The sequence below is a fragment of the Peristeroidobacter agariperforans genome (assembly GCF_004138335.1).
Classification (GTDB): Bacteria; Pseudomonadota; Gammaproteobacteria; order Steroidobacterales; family Steroidobacteraceae; genus Steroidobacter; species Steroidobacter agariperforans.
In genome coordinates, this window is the sequence record NZ_RYFW01000005.1 from 248808 (window position 1) to 266254 (window position 17447).

Sequence of the window (17447 nt, forward strand, 5' to 3'; positions counted from 1 at the left end):
CGGCGGCCTTTTTAATCGGCTCTATGGCGGAGTGGACTTAGCCCAGCGCCTTCTCCAACTCCGGCACGAGCGTGAACAAATCACCGACCAGGCCGATGTCCGCCACTTCGAAGATCGGCGCTTCAGCGTCCTTGTTGATGGCAACGATGGTGCGTGCGTCCTTGATGCCGGTCAGGTGCTGAATCGCGCCCGAGATGCCCACGGCGACGTACAGCTCCGGCGCAATGATCTTACCGGTCTGGCCGACCTGCAGATCGTTCGCCGCATAGCCGGCATCGACCGCCGCGCGCGATGCACCCACCGCGGCGCCGAGCTTGTCGGCGAGGCTGAAGATGATCTTGAAGTTATCCGAGCTGCCAAGCGCACGACCGCCCGACACGACGCGCGGCGCGGTCTGCAGGTCCGGACGACCCGTGGCAGCCGCGGAACGCGAGACGAAACGAGTGTGAGAGGGCAGTGACGCAGAAACATTTGCAGCTTCCACACCCGCGCTGCCGCCTTGCGCAGCCGCCTGGAACGATGCGGTACGAACGGTCGCGACCAGCTTCTTATCCTGCGGCGCTTCGACGGTGATGATCGCGTTGCCCGCGTACACCGGCCGACGGAACTTATAAGCACCTTCGGCGGCCATGATGTCGCTCAGCTGGCCGACGCCGAGCAGCGCCGCCACTCGCGGCATCAAGTCTTTGCCGAACGTGGTCGAGGGGCCGAACACGTGCGTGTAATTGGCAGCAACCGCGGCCACCTGCGGCGCGAGCACAGCAGCGAGCGGCTCGGCATTCGCCGCGTTGTTGACGGTCAGCACCGTCTTCACACCCTGGATCTTCGCGGCCTCGGCGGCGACAGCGGCGCCGTCAGTCGCGAACACGGCAACGTGAATTTCAGCACCGGAGATCGTGCTGGCGCAGGAGACGCACTTGGCGGTGGAGGGATTGAGCTTGCCGCCGGCATGTTCGGCGACGATGAGAATCTTGGCCATCAGACGAGCCCCTTCTGCTTGAGGGCGGCAACCAGCTCGCCCACATCTTTCACCATCACGCCCTTGGAACGCGCCGCGGGCGGCTCGTACTTGGTCGTCTTGAACTGCGGCGCCGTGTCGACGCCGAGCGAGGCGATCGCAACGGTCTCGAGCGGCTTCTTCTTCGCCTTCATGATGTCCGGCAGCTTCACGTAGCGCGGCTCGTTCAGGCGCAGGTCGGTGGTGAGCACCGCCGGCAGGTCGACTTCGATCGTTTCCAGACCCGCGTCCACTTCACGCGTGACCTTGGCCTTGCCGCCCTCCAGCTCGACCTTCGAGGCGAACGTGGCCTGCGGACGATCCCACAGCGCGGCCAGCATCTGGCCGGTCTGGTTGTTGTCGTCGTCGATGCCTTGCTTGCCGAGCAACACGATCTGCGGGCTCTCTTTCTCGATGAGCTTCAAGAACACCTTGGCGGCGGCGAGGGGTTCTACGACCGAGTCGGCCTGCACGAGGATGGCGCGGTCGGCGCCCATGGCGAGACCGGTGCGCAGCTGCTGCTGGGTGTCGGCGGGGCCGATGCTGACGACGATGACTTCCGTCGCGCCCCCTTTCTCCTTGATGCGCAGCGCCTCTTCCAGCGCGATCTCATCGAAGGGATTGATGCTCATTTTGACGCCGTCGGTCACGACACCCGTGCCGTCGGGTTTGACGCGGACGCGGACGTTGTAGTCCACCACGCGCTTGAGGCCCACCAGAATCTTGCTCAACTTTCGGCTCCGATAAATACCGCAGAAAAACGAGGGCTGCAGGCCGCCGCAGCGGCCGGGCACGCTACTGGAACGTAGCGCGCGAGTCAATCGACAACGTGTCGCGTACTGCCATGTTCCGCAGGGGAAAAATGCCGAAACTGACGGTGTATTTCGGGAAGTGGAATCCGGTCACCGGTGGCAGCGGTCGACAACCGGCTAAACTCGCCGGCCTCAACCAGAACCACTGTCGCACCGTCATGCCAGATGCACTTGCTCCCCGCCTGAAATACGGTGTGATCGCCCCCGCGACCAACACCATCGTGCAGCCGGAATTCGACGCCATGCGCCCGCGCGGCGTGACCAACCAGATGGCCCGGGTGGTCATTCCCGACTCGCCGGTCGGCACCGAGAGCGAGTTCGTCGCCATGATGGGACAGGTCCGCAGCAACATCGAAGCGGCGCTGGACGCAGTCATGGCTTGTTCGCCATCCGCCGTCGTCTGCGGCATGAACGCCGAGACCTTCTGGGAAGGCGTGATGGACGCCAACGCGGTCCAGGCCCATCTGGAGGCCCGCGCCGGCGTGAAGGTGATCCTCGGAGTGCAGGCCTGCCTGGCCGCGATTCAGCGCTACGGCGGGATTCGACGCATCAGCGTCATCACCCCGTACATGCCCTCGGGCGACGCCCAGGTGCGGCGTTTATTCACGGACAGCGGCTTCGAGGTGGTGAATTTGCTGGGCTTGAAGAGCAACAGCCCGCTATTGATGGCCCACGAGGCGCCCGAGCGCCTGCGCCGGGCGGTACGCGAGGTGGACGACAGCAGCGTCGAGCTGATTCTCCAGGTGGGCACGAACCTGGCGTTCGCCTCGATCGCCGCCGAAGCCGAGCGCTGGCTCGGCAAGCCGGTGCTGGCGGTGAACACCTGCACCTACTGGCACGCGCTACGGAGCACGGGCATCGAGGACAAGATCGAGGGCTTCGGCTCGCTGCTGACCGAGCATTGAGCTGGGGTTAGCGGCGGGAGACCGGGGGCTGGTCGGAGGCTGTAATGGCGCACGGCCTTTGAACCTGTACGCACTTCGTCGAGCAGGATTCTGTTATCTTCCGGGCCAGTCTCCAACCCCTGGTCACCAGCGACTTTCCTATGCGTTCCATCCGCCCCAGTGCCGGCCTCGCCAACGTGAAGTATGAAATTCGCGGCGACCTGGCGCGGCGCGCCCATGAAATGGAGCGGCGGGGCTACGACATCATTCCGCTGAACATCGGCAATCCCGGGGTGTTCGGATTTCGCACGCCCGAGACCATGCGGCTGGCGATGATCGAGAACTTGAAGGCGAGCGAAGCCTACAGCCACCAGAAGGGCATCTTCCCGGCCCGCGAGGCGGTGGTCATGCAGCAGCAGAGCCGCGGCGTGCGCGGTGTGAGCGCCGATGAAGTGTTTATGGGCAATGGCGTGAGCGAGCTCATCGACCTGGTGCTGCGCGCCTTGCTGTCGACCGATGATGAAGTCCTCGTGCCGATGCCCAACTATCCGCTGTGGACGGCGGCGGTGAATTTGAATCGCGGCCGCGCCGTGCACTATCCGTGTCACGCCGCCAACGGCTTCGAGCCTGATCCGAAAGAGATCGAGGCGTTGATCACCAGCCGGACACGCGCCATTGTCGTGATCAATCCAAACAATCCGACCGGCGCCGTGTATTCGCGCGCCACGCTCGAAGCGATCGCGCGCATCGCCGAGCGGCATCACCTGGTCGTGTTCTCGGACGAGATCTATGACCAGATCGTTTATGACGATGCGAAGTTCGTGCCGATGGCGACGCTGGTGCAGAACACGTTGTGCGCCACTATGTCGGGACTGTCGAAGGTCTATCGTGCCTGCGGCTATCGCGTCGGCTGGGTGTCGTTCTCCGGCGATGTCGAGTCGGCCCGCGAGTATCTGAGCGCGCTCGACAAGCTGTCGTCGCTGCGTTTGTGCAGCAACGTGCCGGGGCAGTGGGCCGTGCAGACCGCGCTCGGCGGCTACCAGAGTATTCTGGAGCTGACGCGTCCGGGCGGCCGTTTGTATGAATCGCGGCAGGCCATTCTCAATGGCGTCGCGAACAGCAAGTATCTGCAGGTGCACGCACCGCGCGGTGCGATCTACGCGTTCATCGGCGTCAAGGACGGCGTACTGCCGGGCTTCGACGATCAGCGCTTCGCCATGGATCTGCTCGAGCACAAGCATGTGCTGCTCGCGCCGGGCACGAGCTTCAACACGCCTTACAAGACGCACTTCCGCATCACGCTTCTGCCCCGGGCCGAAGTGCTGGCCGACGTGTTCCGCCGCATCGAGGAGCTGTTGGACAGCTACGGCGATGGGGCCGAGCCTGTGTCACGCGCGGCGCCGGATTTGAAGGTCGTCCGCAACCAGTCATGAGTTAAGGGGCATTGCGGCTCCATTCGCTTCTAGATCAGGGCGTCACGGTGCTCACCGCGAGCCGCAGGCTCGCGCATGCGCTGCGGCTGGGCTACGCCCGGCACGCGCAGAGTCAGGGGCAATCCGTCTGGCGCACGCCACGCGTTCTGCCGTGGTCCACGTGGCTCGCTCAGCAATGGCTCGAAGCACGAGCCATCGGCACGCACGCTCATCACGCCCGTTTGTTGACCAACGCCCAGGCGCGAATCCTTTGGGACAGTCTGGTCAACGCAAGCGAGTGGGGCGAGAACCTGCTCAATCCCTCCAACGCCGCCCGGCTCGCCGCACGCAGCTGGCGCCGGATGCAGGAATATTTGATCCCGCTTGCAGCGCTGAACGATAGCGATAGCTCCGAAGGCCGCGCCTTGTACGCCTGGTGCACCGAGTTCCTGCGTCGCTGCGAAAAACTGCAAGCCATCGATGAAACGCGTCTGGCGCATTGGGCCCACGATGCGAACTTCGTGCCCGAGGAAACATTGGCGCTCGCGGGCTTCGACAGCATCCCGCCGTCAGTCGCTCGATTGATCGAGCGCTGGCGTGCGCGGGGCAAGATTGCTGACATCGAAGCGGACGAGCAAACATCGCGCTCGGTCGTGGTCGTCACTGCGCGCGATGCCGACGATGAGCTCGAGTTGGCTGCGCGTTGGGCGCGTGCGCAGATCGCAACCGGCAAGAGCACGGTCGGCGTGGTCGTCGCCGATCTGCAATCGCGGCGCGCCGAAGTGCAGCGAGTCTTCGAGGATGTGTTCGCGCCCGGGCAGCGAAGCATTCAGGCCGAGTCGGCGAAGATTCCCGTCGTGATCGCCGCGCCTGCGCCGCTTGCATCCTATCCCGTCGTGGATGCCGCGCTCCTGGTCCTGCAGTTCGCTTTGCACGATCGACCGGCGACACACGCAGGCCGGTTGTTACGTTCGCCGTTCATTGCGGGCGGCGAAGCGGAGAAAGATCGGCGCGCCATGGCGGACTTCCGGCTGCGTGAGGATCAGCGAGATCGCTGGGATTGGTTTGAGCTCGAGCGCTGGGCGAGCACGACGGGCTGCGATCAGCTGGCGCTCGCTGCACGGAACATTGGCGGAGAGATTCGCGGCAAGACCTCATCCACCGGCGCAAGCGCCTGGGCCGAACGTTTTCACGCCTGGCTGCGCGCGGTCGGCTGGCCCGGCGAGCGTTCGTTGAGCAGCGTCGAACATCAAACGGTGCTCAAGTTTCACGCGGCGCTCGCGGAGTTTGGTACGTTGGATGCGGTGACGGCGTCGCTGTCTGCAGCGGCGGCCTTGTCTCGTTTGCAGGAGCTGTTGCGAGACACTCCGTTCGAGCCGGAGACGCAGGCTACGTCGATCACGGTGATCGATCCTGCGACCGTTGCGGGCATGACCTTCGATGCCACCTGGGTGACCGGGCTCGATGCCGCGCGCCTGCCCGAGCCCGTGAATCCCGATCCTTTGTTGCCGGTCGCCCTGCAGCGCGCTGCGAAGATTCCCGAAGCGACGGCGGAAGGCGTCATGCAGTTGTCGCGAGCGAGACTCGCACGCTGGACCGGCAGCGCACCGCAGGTCGTGTTGAGCTGGCCGCGCCAGGAAGGCGAGGCCGAGCTGCAGCCCAGTCCGATGTTGGCGTCGTGGCCGACGGTCAAAGGCAATGATATGGCGATCGCCTCGGTGCGACCGCTACGGCGAACTCTGTTCGATCAGCGACCGCTGCTCGAACAGATGCGTGATGAGCTCGCGCCCCGGCTGACCGTGAGAAGCGCGCGAGGCGGTGCGATGACGCTGGAGCTGCAATCTCGCTGTCCCTTCCGAGCGCAGGCGCAGATTCGCCTCGGGGCGGAGGACATGCCGACGGTGAGCGTCGGCGTCGAGCCGATCGATCGCGGCATCATTCTGCACCGAGTGCTGGAAGAGATCTGGGGCTCGCTGCGAAGTCACGCGGGACTGCTCGCGATCGACGAAGAAACATTGGCGCAACGGGTACGGGCGAGCGCCGAGCGTCACACGATGCAGGCGCTGCAACCGACGGTTCGCTACCGGCAGCGTCTTGCAGCGCTGGAAGCGAGCAATGTCACGAAGCAAGTGCTGCAGTTGTTGGCCGTGGAGAAAGAGCGGCCGTCGTTTGCATTGAGATTGACCGAGAAGTCCGAGCCGTACGCCATTGGTGGACTGTCGATCACGCTGCAGCCGGACCGCATCGACGAGCTCGGTAACGGCGGCAATCTGCTGATCGATTACAAACTCGGCGACTCGCACTCGCCGCGGCAATGGCTCGATACGCGACCGGGTCGGCCGTTGCGGCCGCAGCTGCCTTTGTATGGACTGGCGCACGGAGAGTCGTTGCGCGGACTCGCGTATGTCGTTTTGGCCGCCGGCGCGGTGGAATACCGTGGCTGGAGCGACGGGGCGTTCATCGGCGAGGGCGTGGCCGCGTATCCAGGGCATGTGCGACTCAAGCCCGATCATCCACCGGATTGGCCGTCGCTCGTAGCTCATTGGCGCAAGTCACTTACGCAACTTGCGGAGCATTTCGTCGAAGGCCAGGCCGCGGTGGATCCACTGCTGCCGCAAGAATGCACGTACTGTCATTTGAGCGCGTTCTGCCGGATCAGCGAACGGGTGCAGGAAGACGAGGCGGAGCACCACGATGAGTAGCGACGCTGCAGCCCGCAAGCGCGCGCTCGATCCGACGCGCTCGTTCATCGTGCAGGCGCCGGCAGGCTCCGGCAAGACCGAGCTGCTCACGCAGCGCTATCTGCGATTGCTCGCCACCGTCGAGCATCCGGAACAGATCCTTGCGATCACGTTCACGCGCAAGGCCGCCGCGGAAATGCGCAATCGTATCTTGCTTTCCATCGAAGCCGCCGGCGGTCCGCAGCCTGAGTCGGCGCACAAGCTCGCAACCTGGGAATTGGCGCGCGCGGTGCGTGCTGCCGATATCGAGCGCAATTGGAAACTCGCTGAGCATCCGTCGCGACTGCGCATTCAAACGATCGATGCGCTCAACTCAACGCTCGCGCGGCGCTTGCCGATTCTCGCCGGCACGGGTTCGGCGCTGGAGCCGGCCGAAGATCCGTGGCCTTTGTATGAAACGGCGGCGCGACGACTGATCGAACGGCTCGGCGAAGGCTCAGCGGTCGCGGACCATCTTGAATCGTTGATCGTGCACCTCGGCAATCGCACCGATCTGCTCGCGGACCTGCTGTGCGAGCTGATGGCGAAACGCGATCAATGGCTGCACCAGATCGTGAGTGCCGGTGCGCACGACGACTTGCGCGCCGTGCTCGAGCAAACCTTGCAGAACGTGATCAAGCGACATCTCACGACGCTGTGCGGGTTGCTGAACGATGTGCGCCGTCGTGAGTATTGGGACCTCGCTGTGTTCGCCGCGTCCAACTTGCGCGATGTGGCCGGGGTCAACGAGGAAAAACGGCTGCTGCTCGATGCGTGCTCGAATGCGCACGCATGTCCGAATGCGCAGAGCGACACCATCGATGCCTGGCTGGCCCTGGCGAGCGTGTTCCTGAAGCGTGATGGTTCGCCTTATCAGACCGTCACGAAGAAGAGCGGCTTTCCGACGACGCATCCTCAGCAGAAGGAGCAGATGCTCGGTGTGCTCGCAGAACTCGCGCAGGATGCCGAGCTGATCGCGCAGTTGGGGGCACTTCGCAATCTGCCGCGACCGACCTACTCGCCGGAGCAGTGGACAATCCTCGAGGCGCTACTTGCCGTGCTGCCCGTGGCCGTCGCGGAACTGCAGATCGTGTTTCAGTCGCAAGGACAGGCAGATTACATCGAAGCGGCGTTGCGAGCGCTGCAGGCGTTGGGCTCGAGCGAAGAGCCCACGGATCTGGCCCTGGCGTTCGACTATCGCTTGCAACACCTACTGGTCGATGAGTTCCAGGACACGTCCTTCGGCCAGCTCGATCTGCTCGAGCGGCTGACCGCGGGCTGGACGGAAGGCGACGGTCGCACGCTGTTCTGCGTCGGCGATCCGATGCAATCCATTTATCGCTTCCGTCAAGCCGAGGTGGGTTTGTTCCTGCAGCTGCAGCGGCAGGGACTGCGCAACGTTCGGCTCGAGCCGTTGCAGCTCACATCGAACTTCCGTTCGACGCGTCCCATCATCGAGTGGGTGAACCGTGTGTTCCCGGGCGTGCTGTCGCCGACCGACAATGCGGAGCAGGGCGCGGTGCGCTACAGCCCGAGTGTCGCAGCGCTGCCGAGCACGCGAGGCGGTGTGAAGGTTCATCCGTCGTTCGACAAGGATGAGCTCGCCGAGGCGCGCCAGGTCGTCAAGCTGGTTCGCAAGAGCCTCGCCGAGGATCCGGAAACGACGGTCGCTGTGCTCGTCACGGCACGCACGCACGTGGGCTTGATCGCAAGCCAGCTGCACGCGGCGTCAATTGATTTCCAGGCGATCGAGATCGAAGCGCTGCTCGATCGACCTGTCGTGCAGGATCTGACCGCGCTGACGCGCGCGCTCGTCCATCTCGCCGATAGAACTTCGTGGCTTGCGGTGCTGCGTGCGCCGTGGTGTGGCCTTACGTTGAATGACCTGCACGCGATCGTCGGCAACAATCGATCGTCGACGGTCAACGAGCTGCTGAGTCGCGCGCTCGAGTCGAGCGACACGCTGAGCAGCGAGGGCCGCGAACGCGTCACTCGCGTGCATTCGATTCTTCAAGCTGCGTTAGCGCAGCGAGGGCGACTTTCGTTGCGCGACTGGGTGGAGCGCACCTGGAATGCGTTGGGCGGCCCGGCGACCTTGCACCGGCCTCAAGATCTCGATGATGCCGATGCCTACCTGCGCCGGCTCGACAACATCGAGATTGCCGGCGATCTCGACGATGCCGCGCGGCTCGAAGAACAGCTGGATCGATTGTTTGCTCGCCCGCGGCCGGAGAATCGAGCGCGCGTGGAAGTGATGACGATCCACAAATCCAAGGGCCTGGAATATGACGTGGTCATCCTGCCGGCATTGGATCGGTTGTTGCGAGGCGAGAGTCGTGAGTTGATGCGCTGGACGCGGATTCCCGGCCGCGAAGGCGGCATCGTGTTCGCGCCGATCAAGGCCGCCGGGACCGATTCCGATCCGATGTATCGTTGGATCGAACTGCTGGAACGCGAGCGCAGCGCCCGGGAGCGCGGCCGACTGTTGTACGTGGCGGCAACTCGCGCCAAGCGCGTCCTGCACCTGCTCGGCCGGGTGCGAGTGAAAGAAACGGAGGAGGGCGCGGAACTGCGCGAGCCCCTGACCGGATCGATGCTTCGTTTGCTATGGCCTGAAGTGAAATCTCACTTCGAATCCAGCGTGCAGACGAAACCACAACAGGATCTGTTCGCCTCCGCGCCGACGCCTTCCCTTCGAGTGCGTCGCCTGCCGCTGCAATGGCAGCCGCCGACCGCGGACGCATCCGTAACAGCGAAGGTGGTGAACCTCAGCGATCTCGAGGCGCAGATCGAGTTTGACTGGGCCTCTCAAACTGCCCGTCACATCGGGACGCTCGTTCACCGTGAACTGGATCGGCTGGTCCGTGCGGGCGTTGAGCGTGCGACGCCATCGCCCAATCGAGCGCGGCTCTGTGCTGAGCTTGCTGAGCTTGGCGTACCGCCGGATCGATGTGATGCGGCCGCCGAACGAGTCGTCGCCGCCATGGCGCAGACTCTTGCCGACGAGCGCGGTCGCTGGCTGCTGGGCTTATCGTCCTCGTTGAGCGAAGCGGAGTCTGAGCTGGCATTGAGCGGCGTGTTCGACGGCGAAATCGTCTCCGGCGTGATCGACCGGACGTTCGTCGACCAGCACGGCGTGCGCTGGATCGTCGATTTCAAAACCGGCTCCCACGAAGGCGGCGGCCTGGAGCAGTTCCTTGCCGATGAAGTCCGCCGCTATCGCGATCAGCTGCAACGTTACGCCCGTCTGATGAAACTGTTTCGACCCGATCAGCCGGTGCGGGCGGCGCTGTATTTCCCGTTGATGAAGCAGTGGCGAGAAGTGCCGGTCGGATAACCGGGCTCGGCATCCATCACGACCGGCGGGTGGGCAATGGTTGATAGTGAAATCGTAGCTGAGCTGGATGCAGCGTCTCGCCGAGTTGGGGGTATCACCCGAATGCCGGCTGACGCTGCGGACACTTACTTGCGGGGACTTGCTGAAACCTATGTTGCCGACCCGTCGAGTCTGCGCTGGTGGGAGTCCCTGAAATGCAGTGCGGTCCGCATGCCGTACGCAGATACTGATGGCCTTGCGAAGATTGCAACTCTGGTCGGTCAGCGTACCAACGCAAGGTTGATCGTCACGGACGATGAGAGCCCACCGTGGCCTGTCTACTCGGGGGACGCGCAGAAAATCATTGCGATGCTGCGGGAGTGCCGATTTTTCGAGTACATCCTGGCTGCGCACGACCGAAGCTGGATCCTCTTCGACACTCATATGAATGAATTGGTGAGTGCGGGGCTGGAGGTCCGAACCAGCGTTACTGAAGAGTAGCTCCCGGCACAAAAGAGACCCAGCTCACACTCGGCTCCGAGAAACATCGCCGCCGCGCCGCACCGCTGGCTAAACTAGCGCCCATCCCAGCTCAAGGTTTGCACCGGCAGGAGCTTTCGTGCACGTCATCATCGCCGCGATCACCGCGCTCGCTGGCTTGTTGTGGGCGATCAATTCGCTGCAGCGTTCGGGATTCAGTCTGAGCTCCATCAATCCGTTCCTGGCGTATCGGCGCTGGAAATGGAGCCGCACCTATGGCGCCAAGCCCATCTATCGACTGGAACGACCGATGGACGTGGCCGCGGTGCTGCTGCTGGGCATCGCCAAGGCCGATGGCGAGATCACCTCGGACCAGAAGCGCGAGTTGCAGAATCTGTTCCAGAACGAATTCGAGATTTCACGGGATGAAGCCGCCGACCTGCTGCTGGCGAGCTCACATCTGATTCGCGACGAGATTTATATCGTCGATCATCTCGACAAGATCCTGGAGCTGAGCGCGGCGAAGTTCGAACCCTCCGCCGTGATCTCGTTGCTCGGCATGATGCGTCGGATTGCGGCGCTCGACGGATCGATCAATGGCGAGCAGCAAAAGCTGATCGAGGCGACCGAACGTTACTTCGCGAGCCGGCAGAAGGCCGCCGGCGGCAAGTGGAGCTAGCCGCCGCAACTGAAAGTTACAGCGTGCCTTCGGTATTGAATTGTCGGCGGCCCTGCGCATCCGGCGGGCCAAGGAATTCCAGCGCCTGCACCAGATTGCGAGGCGCATCGGGGCGCGCGGCGATCAAAGCTTCGAGGGCATAGCTGCGATCAGGCTTGAGTTGGAGGGTGCCGTTGAGCTGCAGCGGGCCATCGCCGGCATCCGAGATCGCGCCCTTCAAAACGTCCGCAGTCGAGGCGGCGGGATCGAACACGATCAGATAGGTGCCCGCCTTCGCAGGCTTGCGCGCCGGACCGTTCAGATCCTTCACTTCCAGCGAGCCATTCACCTGGGTGGGCCAGCCGTTTTCCAGCGTGAGCTGCTGGAAGCGGCCGTTGAGCGTGCCGGCCCAGCCGCCAGGGATCGCATTGGCCGGCAAAGCACTCAGCGGCAGCGATGCGCTCAGCGCTTTGAAACTCATCGTGCCGGTGGGCCCGACACTGAGCTGCGTCTGGGCGAAGCCATCGATGCGCGTCACCTTCACGTCGGCATTGGCGTGCGCGGTGAATAGCGGCAGGGCGTGCAGCTTCCATTCGACACTGCCAACGTTCACGCCTTCAACCTGCAGCACCTGCGCGCGGCCATTCCAGATCGTGCCGGAGACGCCGCCGGCATAAACACCGGAGGAGCCGAGCCAGGACAACACGAGGCTCGCGGGCAACGTGACCACCGCGAAGATGAGGAATGCGCCCACGCCGAGCGCGACCAACGGCCAGAGTCGCTTCATAGAGTTGTTATGCGCCGACGCGGGTCAGGACCAGGTTGGCATTGACGAGACCGGGCTGTGCTGCGCGATCGATGCTGGCGGATTCGACATCCACCGCGTGCACCTGCTGGAGCGTGCCAAGGCACACCATCAACTTGTCGAACTCCGCGCCTTCGAGTCGCACGCGAATGCCGCGCTCGCCATTAGGAGTCTGGCCCGTCAGGGAGGCGCCCAAGCCGCACTCACGCGCGGTACGGTCGATCAGCACGACCATGGATTCGTTACTCGGGCCCGGACGGCTCGGTGCATTGGCGCTGAGCACGGCAACTTCCCCGGACACGCTGCGCATCCACGCAAGATCGCCTTCCTTCTGCGCGACGCGCTTGGCCTGCGCATTGACGGCGCTGTACAACGGTGCGAGCGCCAGCACATACACCGCAACGACCAGCACCAGGATGGCGCCAGCGATGACGATGACGCGCTCGCGAGGCTGCAGCGAATCGAACTTGTCTTTGAGCTGTTGCATCACGCGCCTGCCTTCTGGAACCGCAGCCGTCCCTCGATCTTCTGGTCGCGCGGATTGGTCGACTTGATCTCGCCCCGGATGCCTCGTTCGTTGGCCACCTGCAGGATGCGATCGAGCACCGCCGTTTCATCCTTGGGCGCGAGCACGCGCAAATCGGTGCCGTCCTGCTGGTAGTACAGCGCTTCCACATCGATATTCGGCGCCTGCGCCATTGCCTCGCTCAGCATGGCGAGCGTCGTGAGCATGCCGCTGGTCGGACCCGTGCCACGCAACTGCCCGAGCACCGCTTCGACCTGACGGCGCGCTTCGAGCGGATCAGGCACCGGTGCGCCCGGAATGGCCTGTTGGAATACCTCGGCGATCTGCGCATCGAGCTGGCTTTCCACGTTCTTGAAATGGAAGTACTGCCAGGTCTTCATGCCAACGTGCGCGGCGACGAATACAGCGGCGAGAATGGCCGCGTAGCGCCAGGGCGCGAAAGAAATATTGAGCTTGGTCTTGGCGGCGTACGGACCCTGCAGCAGGTTCACCGCACCCGCCTTGGGAATGTTCGAGGCCAATAGCGGCAGGGGACCATCCGGCAGCAGCTTCAACTGCAGGCTGGCCGTGAATTCGCGCAGACCCTCGAGCAGTTCGCGCTCGCGTTCGTAGTCTTCTTCAGAAACAAAGATGGTGACGTGCTCGCGGGCCTCTTCGCCGCTTGCCAGCGCCATCTGCAGCGCTTCGATGAGGGGCTCGACTTCGATGACCGTGCCGGGCTGATTCTCGCGACGGACATACAAGCGTTTGCCATCGATGAGCACGGCGACCGCGCCGGTTACCGTCGGCAACACGCTCGTTTCGGCGTGGATCGTGTCGGTGGACAAGCCGGCTGCTTGCAGCGTCGCGACCCACTCATCCATGCGAGCTCGCGAGACGGCAGCGACCGGCGTGCCCGGACGCGACTCGCGCTTGCCGACGGCGAAGTGCATGTCCTCGACGTCCGCGGCCAGTTGTTCTTCGAGCGCGAAGGGCACGACTTGCGCAAGCTTCGCGCCGCTCTTCAGCGGCAACACCGGTTCGGCCAGCAGCACATCGGTGCCGGGCACGAGCACGACGGTCTTGCGAGTCTGGGACAGCGCGGCGGCATCGCTGAGCGAGCCCCACGAGACATTGCCGCGCCGGGCGCCGGCGCCGTCGACGACCAACCATTCGGCTTGTGGCGCCGCCTGCGAGCCGCCCGGTTGGGCGGCCGCGATGGGATGCAAGCGGACAACTAGGAGTTCCGGCATCAGAGCGTTCCGTAGCTTCTTAGGATGGGACGGACCTGGTTGGCGCCGCCGCTTCGATACAACAAACTGTACAGGGTGAACCTTTGAGTGCCAAGGGTGACCCAGATCGTCGCCAGGAAGTAATCGCTGGTTTCACCGATCATGTCGTCCAGCTCTTGCTTGCGATCGTTCGACAAGCTCGCCTGGAATTCGCTCACCGTCGGAAAGCAACGCTGTTGGCGCGTTTGCTGGCCGGCCTCGCGGCCAAGCGTGAATTCGCGGTTGTCGCCAATCATCGCATCGAGCAACTCGGGTGAAGCCGTACACAGGTTGATGGGCTGACCGGCTGGCAAGGCGGTGACGAACGGTGCGAGCTTTCGATAGCGCTCCGCGCCGAACTCCGGCAACGCCAACAACTCGCTCGCGCGGGTGATGGGCATGTTCGCGGTGCGATAGGGCGGCGACAAGTTCGTGTACACCGGATCCTCGGCGCCGTCGGGGAAGCCGGCGTTGTTGTCCGCGTCGATCCAGTCGGCGATGTAGCCGGCCCATTTCGGCTCGATCTCGAGCAGCGTCAGCAGACGCTCGAAGCGTTTTACCGCAGGCTCGTTCTGCGTGCTCTGACCTGCCTGGTCGAAGGTCACCAGATCGTTGAGATTGAAGCGGCCCTGCAGGTCTTCGAGCTGGCCTTCGAATTCACCGCCGACATCTTCCAGCGGAATCGGCGGAATGGGCGTGGCCCACTCTTCGGTGAAGTCATCGGTCTTGCTCGATTGCATCTTGTCCCGGCGCAGCGCGTCCGAGGCCCAGGCTTCACCGCCCATCGCGATCTCGAACGATTGATCGAGCGAGAAGGTGTTCACTGTGCGGCGCTGATCGAGATAGCCGCGGAAACCCACTTCCGCCGCCAGAATGGTCGCGAGCGCCACGATCAGCACGGCCATGACGAGCGCGACACCTCGTTGATGACGGCGGCTCTTCATCCCGAGACCTCGACCAATCGCTTCAGCTCGCCCCAGTCTTCGAGCTCGAGCGTGAATTCGACCGCGATTGGACGCACCCAGGGTGCCTCGGCGGGCGAGTAACCGAGCGGTGGCCATTGCTCGTGCCAGGTGCGGTTCGGATCCATGAAACGGAACTTCAGGCTCTTGACGCCGTCGACCAGCACCGCGCTTTCCGGCTCGCTGCTCATCGTGCGATCGAGAGCGAGCCAGTAGTCACGAATGAGCTTGTTGTCTTCGACGCGATAGGCCACGCGCTGCAAAGTGGAGCGGGGCACACCGGCGGGATTGCTCCAGCCCGAATGCGTGAACTCGACGAGCGATTCGCCGCCACCTTTCTCATCGGCGCGCAGCGCTGGGACCAGGCCGTCGCCCAAGGGCTGACGCACGGGACGTGGCTCGAGCGATGTAAAGTCCAGGTTCAAACGTTGCATGGTCGCTTGAATGGCGCGCGTGCGTGCGGCGCCGGCATTGACGACGTCGCTTTGTTTGACCAGCTCGTTATAGCCGCCCATCGCAATGGCGCTGACGATGGCGAAAATAAATATCGCCACCAGCACTTCGACGAGCGTAAAGCCTGACTCGCGGCCGCTGCCGCGTATCGCTTCGTTGAGCGGGCCACGTGAACGCGCTGGCGCACTTACCCTGCTCATGAGCTGGGATCCTCGCCCGGCTGCTCGGGCTCCGGATTCACCGGTTCGCCCGGCTCGGGCTGCGGCTGCTGCGGCGGCGGCTCGGTTTCGGAATCGCGACGTCGCTCGCCCGGCGGGCCGCCACCTTGTTGTTGCGAGCCTCGCCAGGAAATCTGCGTGACGCCCGGCGGTGCGATGGCGGTGCCGTAGAAGCCGGTGACGTAGGCAAGCGAGCTTTTTTCCGGCGCCTCCGAAGGACGCACGCTCACTTCGATGCGACGGATCGACTCGACCGGCGTTTGTTTCACTTCCATGGTCCAGCGCCAGTCGCGCCCGGCCATTTCCACTTCATCCGAGGATTTATCGACGGCTGGTGCGTTGGGCTCCAGGCGCACCTTGGTGAGCTGATTCATCGCAATCCAATGCGCGATGGTTTTGTCCCGGATGTACGAGGTGTTGTTCGCGGTCTGGCTCACGGTCTGAATGACGGCCAGCATGCCCAGACCGACGACGATCAGCGCCACCAGCACTTCGATCAGCGTGAAGCCGGACGTGCTGCGTTTGAGCTTGCAGAGATCAGCGCGCACTGGACACCCGTGTCGGCTGTCGTTTGTCATTCTTGTTGTCTTCGGGCGGCTTGGTTTCCAGCAGCGCTGCCCATTGGTTGCGGTCGTCGCGAACCTCGACGCGCAGGTTGTTGTCGGCGTGCGCGGTCACGCGCCACAACGCTGGCTGGCCCTCACGCTCGATCTCCAGTTCGAACGGGCTGACATCGCCGCTGGAGAGCACCATGATGTGCGGCGGGTGTTTCTTGTTCTCGTCCTTGTCGCCACGCTGGGGCAGGTTGGGCTTGAGCACCACCTCGCGCGATTCCAGTCGCAGCCGGAAGCGCAGGCCCTCGGGCAACGCGCGCTGTTGGAACAATTCGTCGCCGTCGATGGGTTGCCACTCATCCTTGCGGGAATCGAAGCGCAAATATTCGTAGGCGCCGCTCGACACGAAGATGCCGAGATCCTCGACCTGCATTTCGCCTTCCTCGCGGGCCTGTTGCAGCACCGTCCAGAAACGCCGGGATTCATCTTCGGCCTGACTATCGCGTCCGAGCACACCGAACGACAGCGCCGCCATCGCCACCATGATGCCGACGATCACCAGCACCACGAGCAACTCCAGCAGCGTGAAGCCGCCGTGCCGCTCCATCCAACGAGGCCGGGTGCAGGTGTGGATAATATGAGCTCTACCGTGGTGCGTAAGGCGCCGGATCATAACAAAGCAGATCGTATCAATGAGTGACGGCTTGTCCCGGCCCGCCCTGTCGTTTTCGCAGCGCTTGCGGCAATGGATGCCCGACAGGCAGGAGCGGCGGGTGATTGGACTGCTCTGGCTGGGGCTGGTTCTGTTGTCGCTACTCGGCGAAGACGGGCGGCAGTGGCTGCGCTATGAGCGCGAGGCCGTTCTGCAGGGAGAATACTGGCGGCTCTTTACAGCTCACCTGGTCCACCTGAACACCTGGCACATGCTGCTGAACGCCGGCGGGGTCGCGCTGATCGCCGCACTTTTCAAGGGCGACTATTCCTGGCGGGGCTGGCTGCTGATTGCGCTGTTCGGTGCGCTGGCCATCGACCTCGCATTTGTGTGTTGGGAGCCACACATCCTCTGGTACGTCGGTTTATCGGGGGTTCTGCACGGCGCGCTCGCGGCAGGGGCGGTGTCGTGGTGGCAGTACCAGCCCAAGCGGCTGTCGCTGGCCTTGACCGCGATTCTGGTCGGCAAATTGGCCTGGGAATACCAGCACGGCGGGCTGCTGTTGATGGGCGATCTGCCGGTCGTTGTGGAAGCGCATCGGTATGGCGCCCTGGGCGGGCTCGCGGCCGGGCTCATCCTGTGGTTGCACGCCCACAGGCAAGTGGCCGTAAAGTCAAGGATCTAGCCACCCGGAGGCGGATCGTTATAATCGCGCGCCGCATGCGGTTGGTCATGCACGGTCGGGTCA

16 protein-coding genes are annotated in these 17447 nt (G+C 63.8%); 7 read left to right on the top strand and 9 right to left on the bottom strand.

Translation table 11 applies throughout. The features are described from left to right. Positions 1–37: 37 nt before the first annotated feature. Both EK373_RS28865 and EK373_RS28870 read right to left on the bottom strand, forming a co-directional pair. On the bottom strand, positions 38–979 hold the full coding sequence (locus EK373_RS28865; RefSeq protein WP_129648401.1) for an electron transfer flavoprotein subunit alpha/FixB family protein: 942 nt from the start codon (positions 977–979) through the stop codon (positions 38–40). Then, positions 979–1728, bottom strand: a complete 750-nt coding sequence (locus EK373_RS28870) for an electron transfer flavoprotein subunit beta/FixA family protein (protein ID WP_232831358.1) — start codon at positions 1726–1728, stop codon at positions 979–981. The genes EK373_RS28865 and EK373_RS28870 overlap by 1 nt, the downstream gene beginning before the upstream one ends. A 131-nt stretch (positions 1729–1859) precedes the next feature. Here EK373_RS28870 and EK373_RS28875 point away from each other — a divergent pair, with 131 nt between their 5' ends. The 6 genes from EK373_RS28875 to EK373_RS28900 all read left to right on the top strand — a co-directional run bounded on the left by EK373_RS28875 (position 1860) and on the right by EK373_RS28900 (position 11300). Next, on the top strand, positions 1860–2714 hold the full coding sequence (locus tag EK373_RS28875; RefSeq protein WP_198683726.1) for a maleate cis-trans isomerase family protein: 855 nt from the start codon (positions 1860–1862) through the stop codon (positions 2712–2714). A 140-nt stretch (positions 2715–2854) separates the two neighbouring features. Continuing rightward, positions 2855–4126, top strand: a complete 1272-nt coding sequence (locus EK373_RS28880; RefSeq protein ID WP_129648403.1) for an aminotransferase class I/II-fold pyridoxal phosphate-dependent enzyme — start codon at positions 2855–2857, stop codon at positions 4124–4126. Between the two features lie 11 nt (positions 4127–4137). After that, the gene (locus EK373_RS28885; RefSeq protein ID WP_129648405.1) at positions 4138–6807 is read left to right on the top strand and encodes a PD-(D/E)XK nuclease family protein; all 2670 of its coding nucleotides are present in this window, start codon (positions 4138–4140) and stop codon (positions 6805–6807) included. Further along, positions 6800–10162, top strand: a complete 3363-nt coding sequence (locus EK373_RS28890) for a UvrD-helicase domain-containing protein (protein ID WP_129648407.1) — start codon at positions 6800–6802, stop codon at positions 10160–10162. Before EK373_RS28885 ends, EK373_RS28890 begins: the two co-directional genes overlap by 8 nt. Before the next feature lie 36 nt (positions 10163–10198). Beyond that, complete coding sequence (locus EK373_RS28895) at positions 10199–10642, top strand: hypothetical protein (RefSeq protein ID WP_198683728.1); 444 nt, start codon at positions 10199–10201, stop codon at positions 10640–10642. Between the two features lie 118 nt (positions 10643–10760). Next, complete coding sequence (locus tag EK373_RS28900) at positions 10761–11300, top strand: TerB family tellurite resistance protein (protein WP_129648411.1); 540 nt, start codon at positions 10761–10763, stop codon at positions 11298–11300. 16 nt (positions 11301–11316) lie between these two features. On the opposite strand, the gene EK373_RS28905 is transcribed toward EK373_RS28900, so the two are convergent. The 7 genes from EK373_RS28905 to gspH are packed head-to-tail and all read right to left on the bottom strand — an operon-like array spanning position 11317 to position 16654. Further along, on the bottom strand, positions 11317–12066 hold the full coding sequence (locus tag EK373_RS28905) for a type II secretion system protein N (protein WP_129648413.1): 750 nt from the start codon (positions 12064–12066) through the stop codon (positions 11317–11319). Positions 12067–12073: 7 nt separating this feature from the next. Next, the gene (gene gspM / locus EK373_RS28910) at positions 12074–12571 is read right to left on the bottom strand and encodes a type II secretion system protein GspM (RefSeq protein WP_129648415.1); all 498 of its coding nucleotides are present in this window, start codon (positions 12569–12571) and stop codon (positions 12074–12076) included. Continuing rightward, a complete protein-coding gene (gspL, locus tag EK373_RS28915; RefSeq protein WP_129648417.1) occupies positions 12571–13842 on the bottom strand; it encodes a type II secretion system protein GspL in 1272 nt (423 codons plus the stop codon). Before gspL ends, gspM begins: the two co-directional genes overlap by 1 nt. Then, complete coding sequence (gene gspK, locus EK373_RS28920) at positions 13842–14804, bottom strand: type II secretion system minor pseudopilin GspK (RefSeq protein ID WP_157994589.1); 963 nt, start codon at positions 14802–14804, stop codon at positions 13842–13844. The genes gspL and gspK overlap by 1 nt, the downstream gene beginning before the upstream one ends. Continuing rightward, complete coding sequence (gene gspJ, locus EK373_RS28925; protein ID WP_129648421.1) at positions 14801–15475, bottom strand: type II secretion system minor pseudopilin GspJ; 675 nt, start codon at positions 15473–15475, stop codon at positions 14801–14803. The genes gspK and gspJ overlap by 4 nt, the downstream gene beginning before the upstream one ends. After that, positions 15472–16041 (bottom strand): type II secretion system minor pseudopilin GspI, encoded by a 570-nt coding sequence (gene gspI, locus EK373_RS28930; RefSeq protein ID WP_198683729.1) that lies wholly within the window; start codon positions 16039–16041, stop codon positions 15472–15474. Before gspI ends, gspJ begins: the two co-directional genes overlap by 4 nt. Then, positions 16031–16654 (bottom strand): type II secretion system minor pseudopilin GspH, encoded by a 624-nt coding sequence (gene gspH / locus EK373_RS28935; protein ID WP_157994590.1) that lies wholly within the window; start codon positions 16652–16654, stop codon positions 16031–16033. The genes gspI and gspH overlap by 11 nt, the downstream gene beginning before the upstream one ends. 85 nt (positions 16655–16739) lie before the next feature. Between gspH and rrtA the strand changes: the two genes are divergently transcribed. Beyond that, entirely contained in the window at positions 16740–17384 is a 645-nt protein-coding gene (rrtA, locus tag EK373_RS28940) for a rhombosortase (RefSeq protein ID WP_129648427.1), read from the top strand. The last annotated feature ends 63 nt before the right edge of the window (positions 17385–17447 follow it).

Bases quoted from the DNA above. Each gene is read 5' to 3' on its own strand.
- EK373_RS28905 (WP_129648413.1), bottom strand. From the start codon at position 12,066: ATGAAGCGACTCTGGCCGTTGGTCGCGCTCGGCGTGGGCGCATTCCTC.
- EK373_RS28895 (WP_198683728.1), top strand. From the start codon at position 10,199: ATGGTTGATAGTGAAATCGTAGCTGAGCTGGATGCAGCGTCTCGCCGA.
- gspJ (WP_129648421.1), bottom strand. From the start codon at position 15,475: ATGAGCAGGGTAAGTGCGCCAGCGCGTTCACGTGGCCCGCTCAACGAA.
- EK373_RS28875 (WP_198683726.1), top strand. From the start codon at position 1,860: ATGCCGAAACTGACGGTGTATTTCGGGAAGTGGAATCCGGTCACCGGT.
- EK373_RS28880 (WP_129648403.1), top strand. From the start codon at position 2,855: ATGCGTTCCATCCGCCCCAGTGCCGGCCTCGCCAACGTGAAGTATGAA.
- gspK (WP_157994589.1), bottom strand. From the start codon at position 14,804: ATGAAGAGCCGCCGTCATCAACGAGGTGTCGCGCTCGTCATGGCCGTG.
- gspL (WP_129648417.1), bottom strand. From the start codon at position 13,842: ATGCCGGAACTCCTAGTTGTCCGCTTGCATCCCATCGCGGCCGCCCAA.
- EK373_RS28890 (WP_129648407.1), top strand. From the start codon at position 6,800: ATGAGTAGCGACGCTGCAGCCCGCAAGCGCGCGCTCGATCCGACGCGC.
- rrtA (WP_129648427.1), top strand. From the start codon at position 16,740: ATGAGTGACGGCTTGTCCCGGCCCGCCCTGTCGTTTTCGCAGCGCTTG.
- gspM (WP_129648415.1), bottom strand. From the start codon at position 12,571: ATGCAACAGCTCAAAGACAAGTTCGATTCGCTGCAGCCTCGCGAGCGC.
- EK373_RS28865 (WP_129648401.1), bottom strand. From the start codon at position 979: ATGGCCAAGATTCTCATCGTCGCCGAACATGCCGGCGGCAAGCTCAAT.
- gspH (WP_157994590.1), bottom strand. From the start codon at position 16,654: ATGGAGCGGCACGGCGGCTTCACGCTGCTGGAGTTGCTCGTGGTGCTG.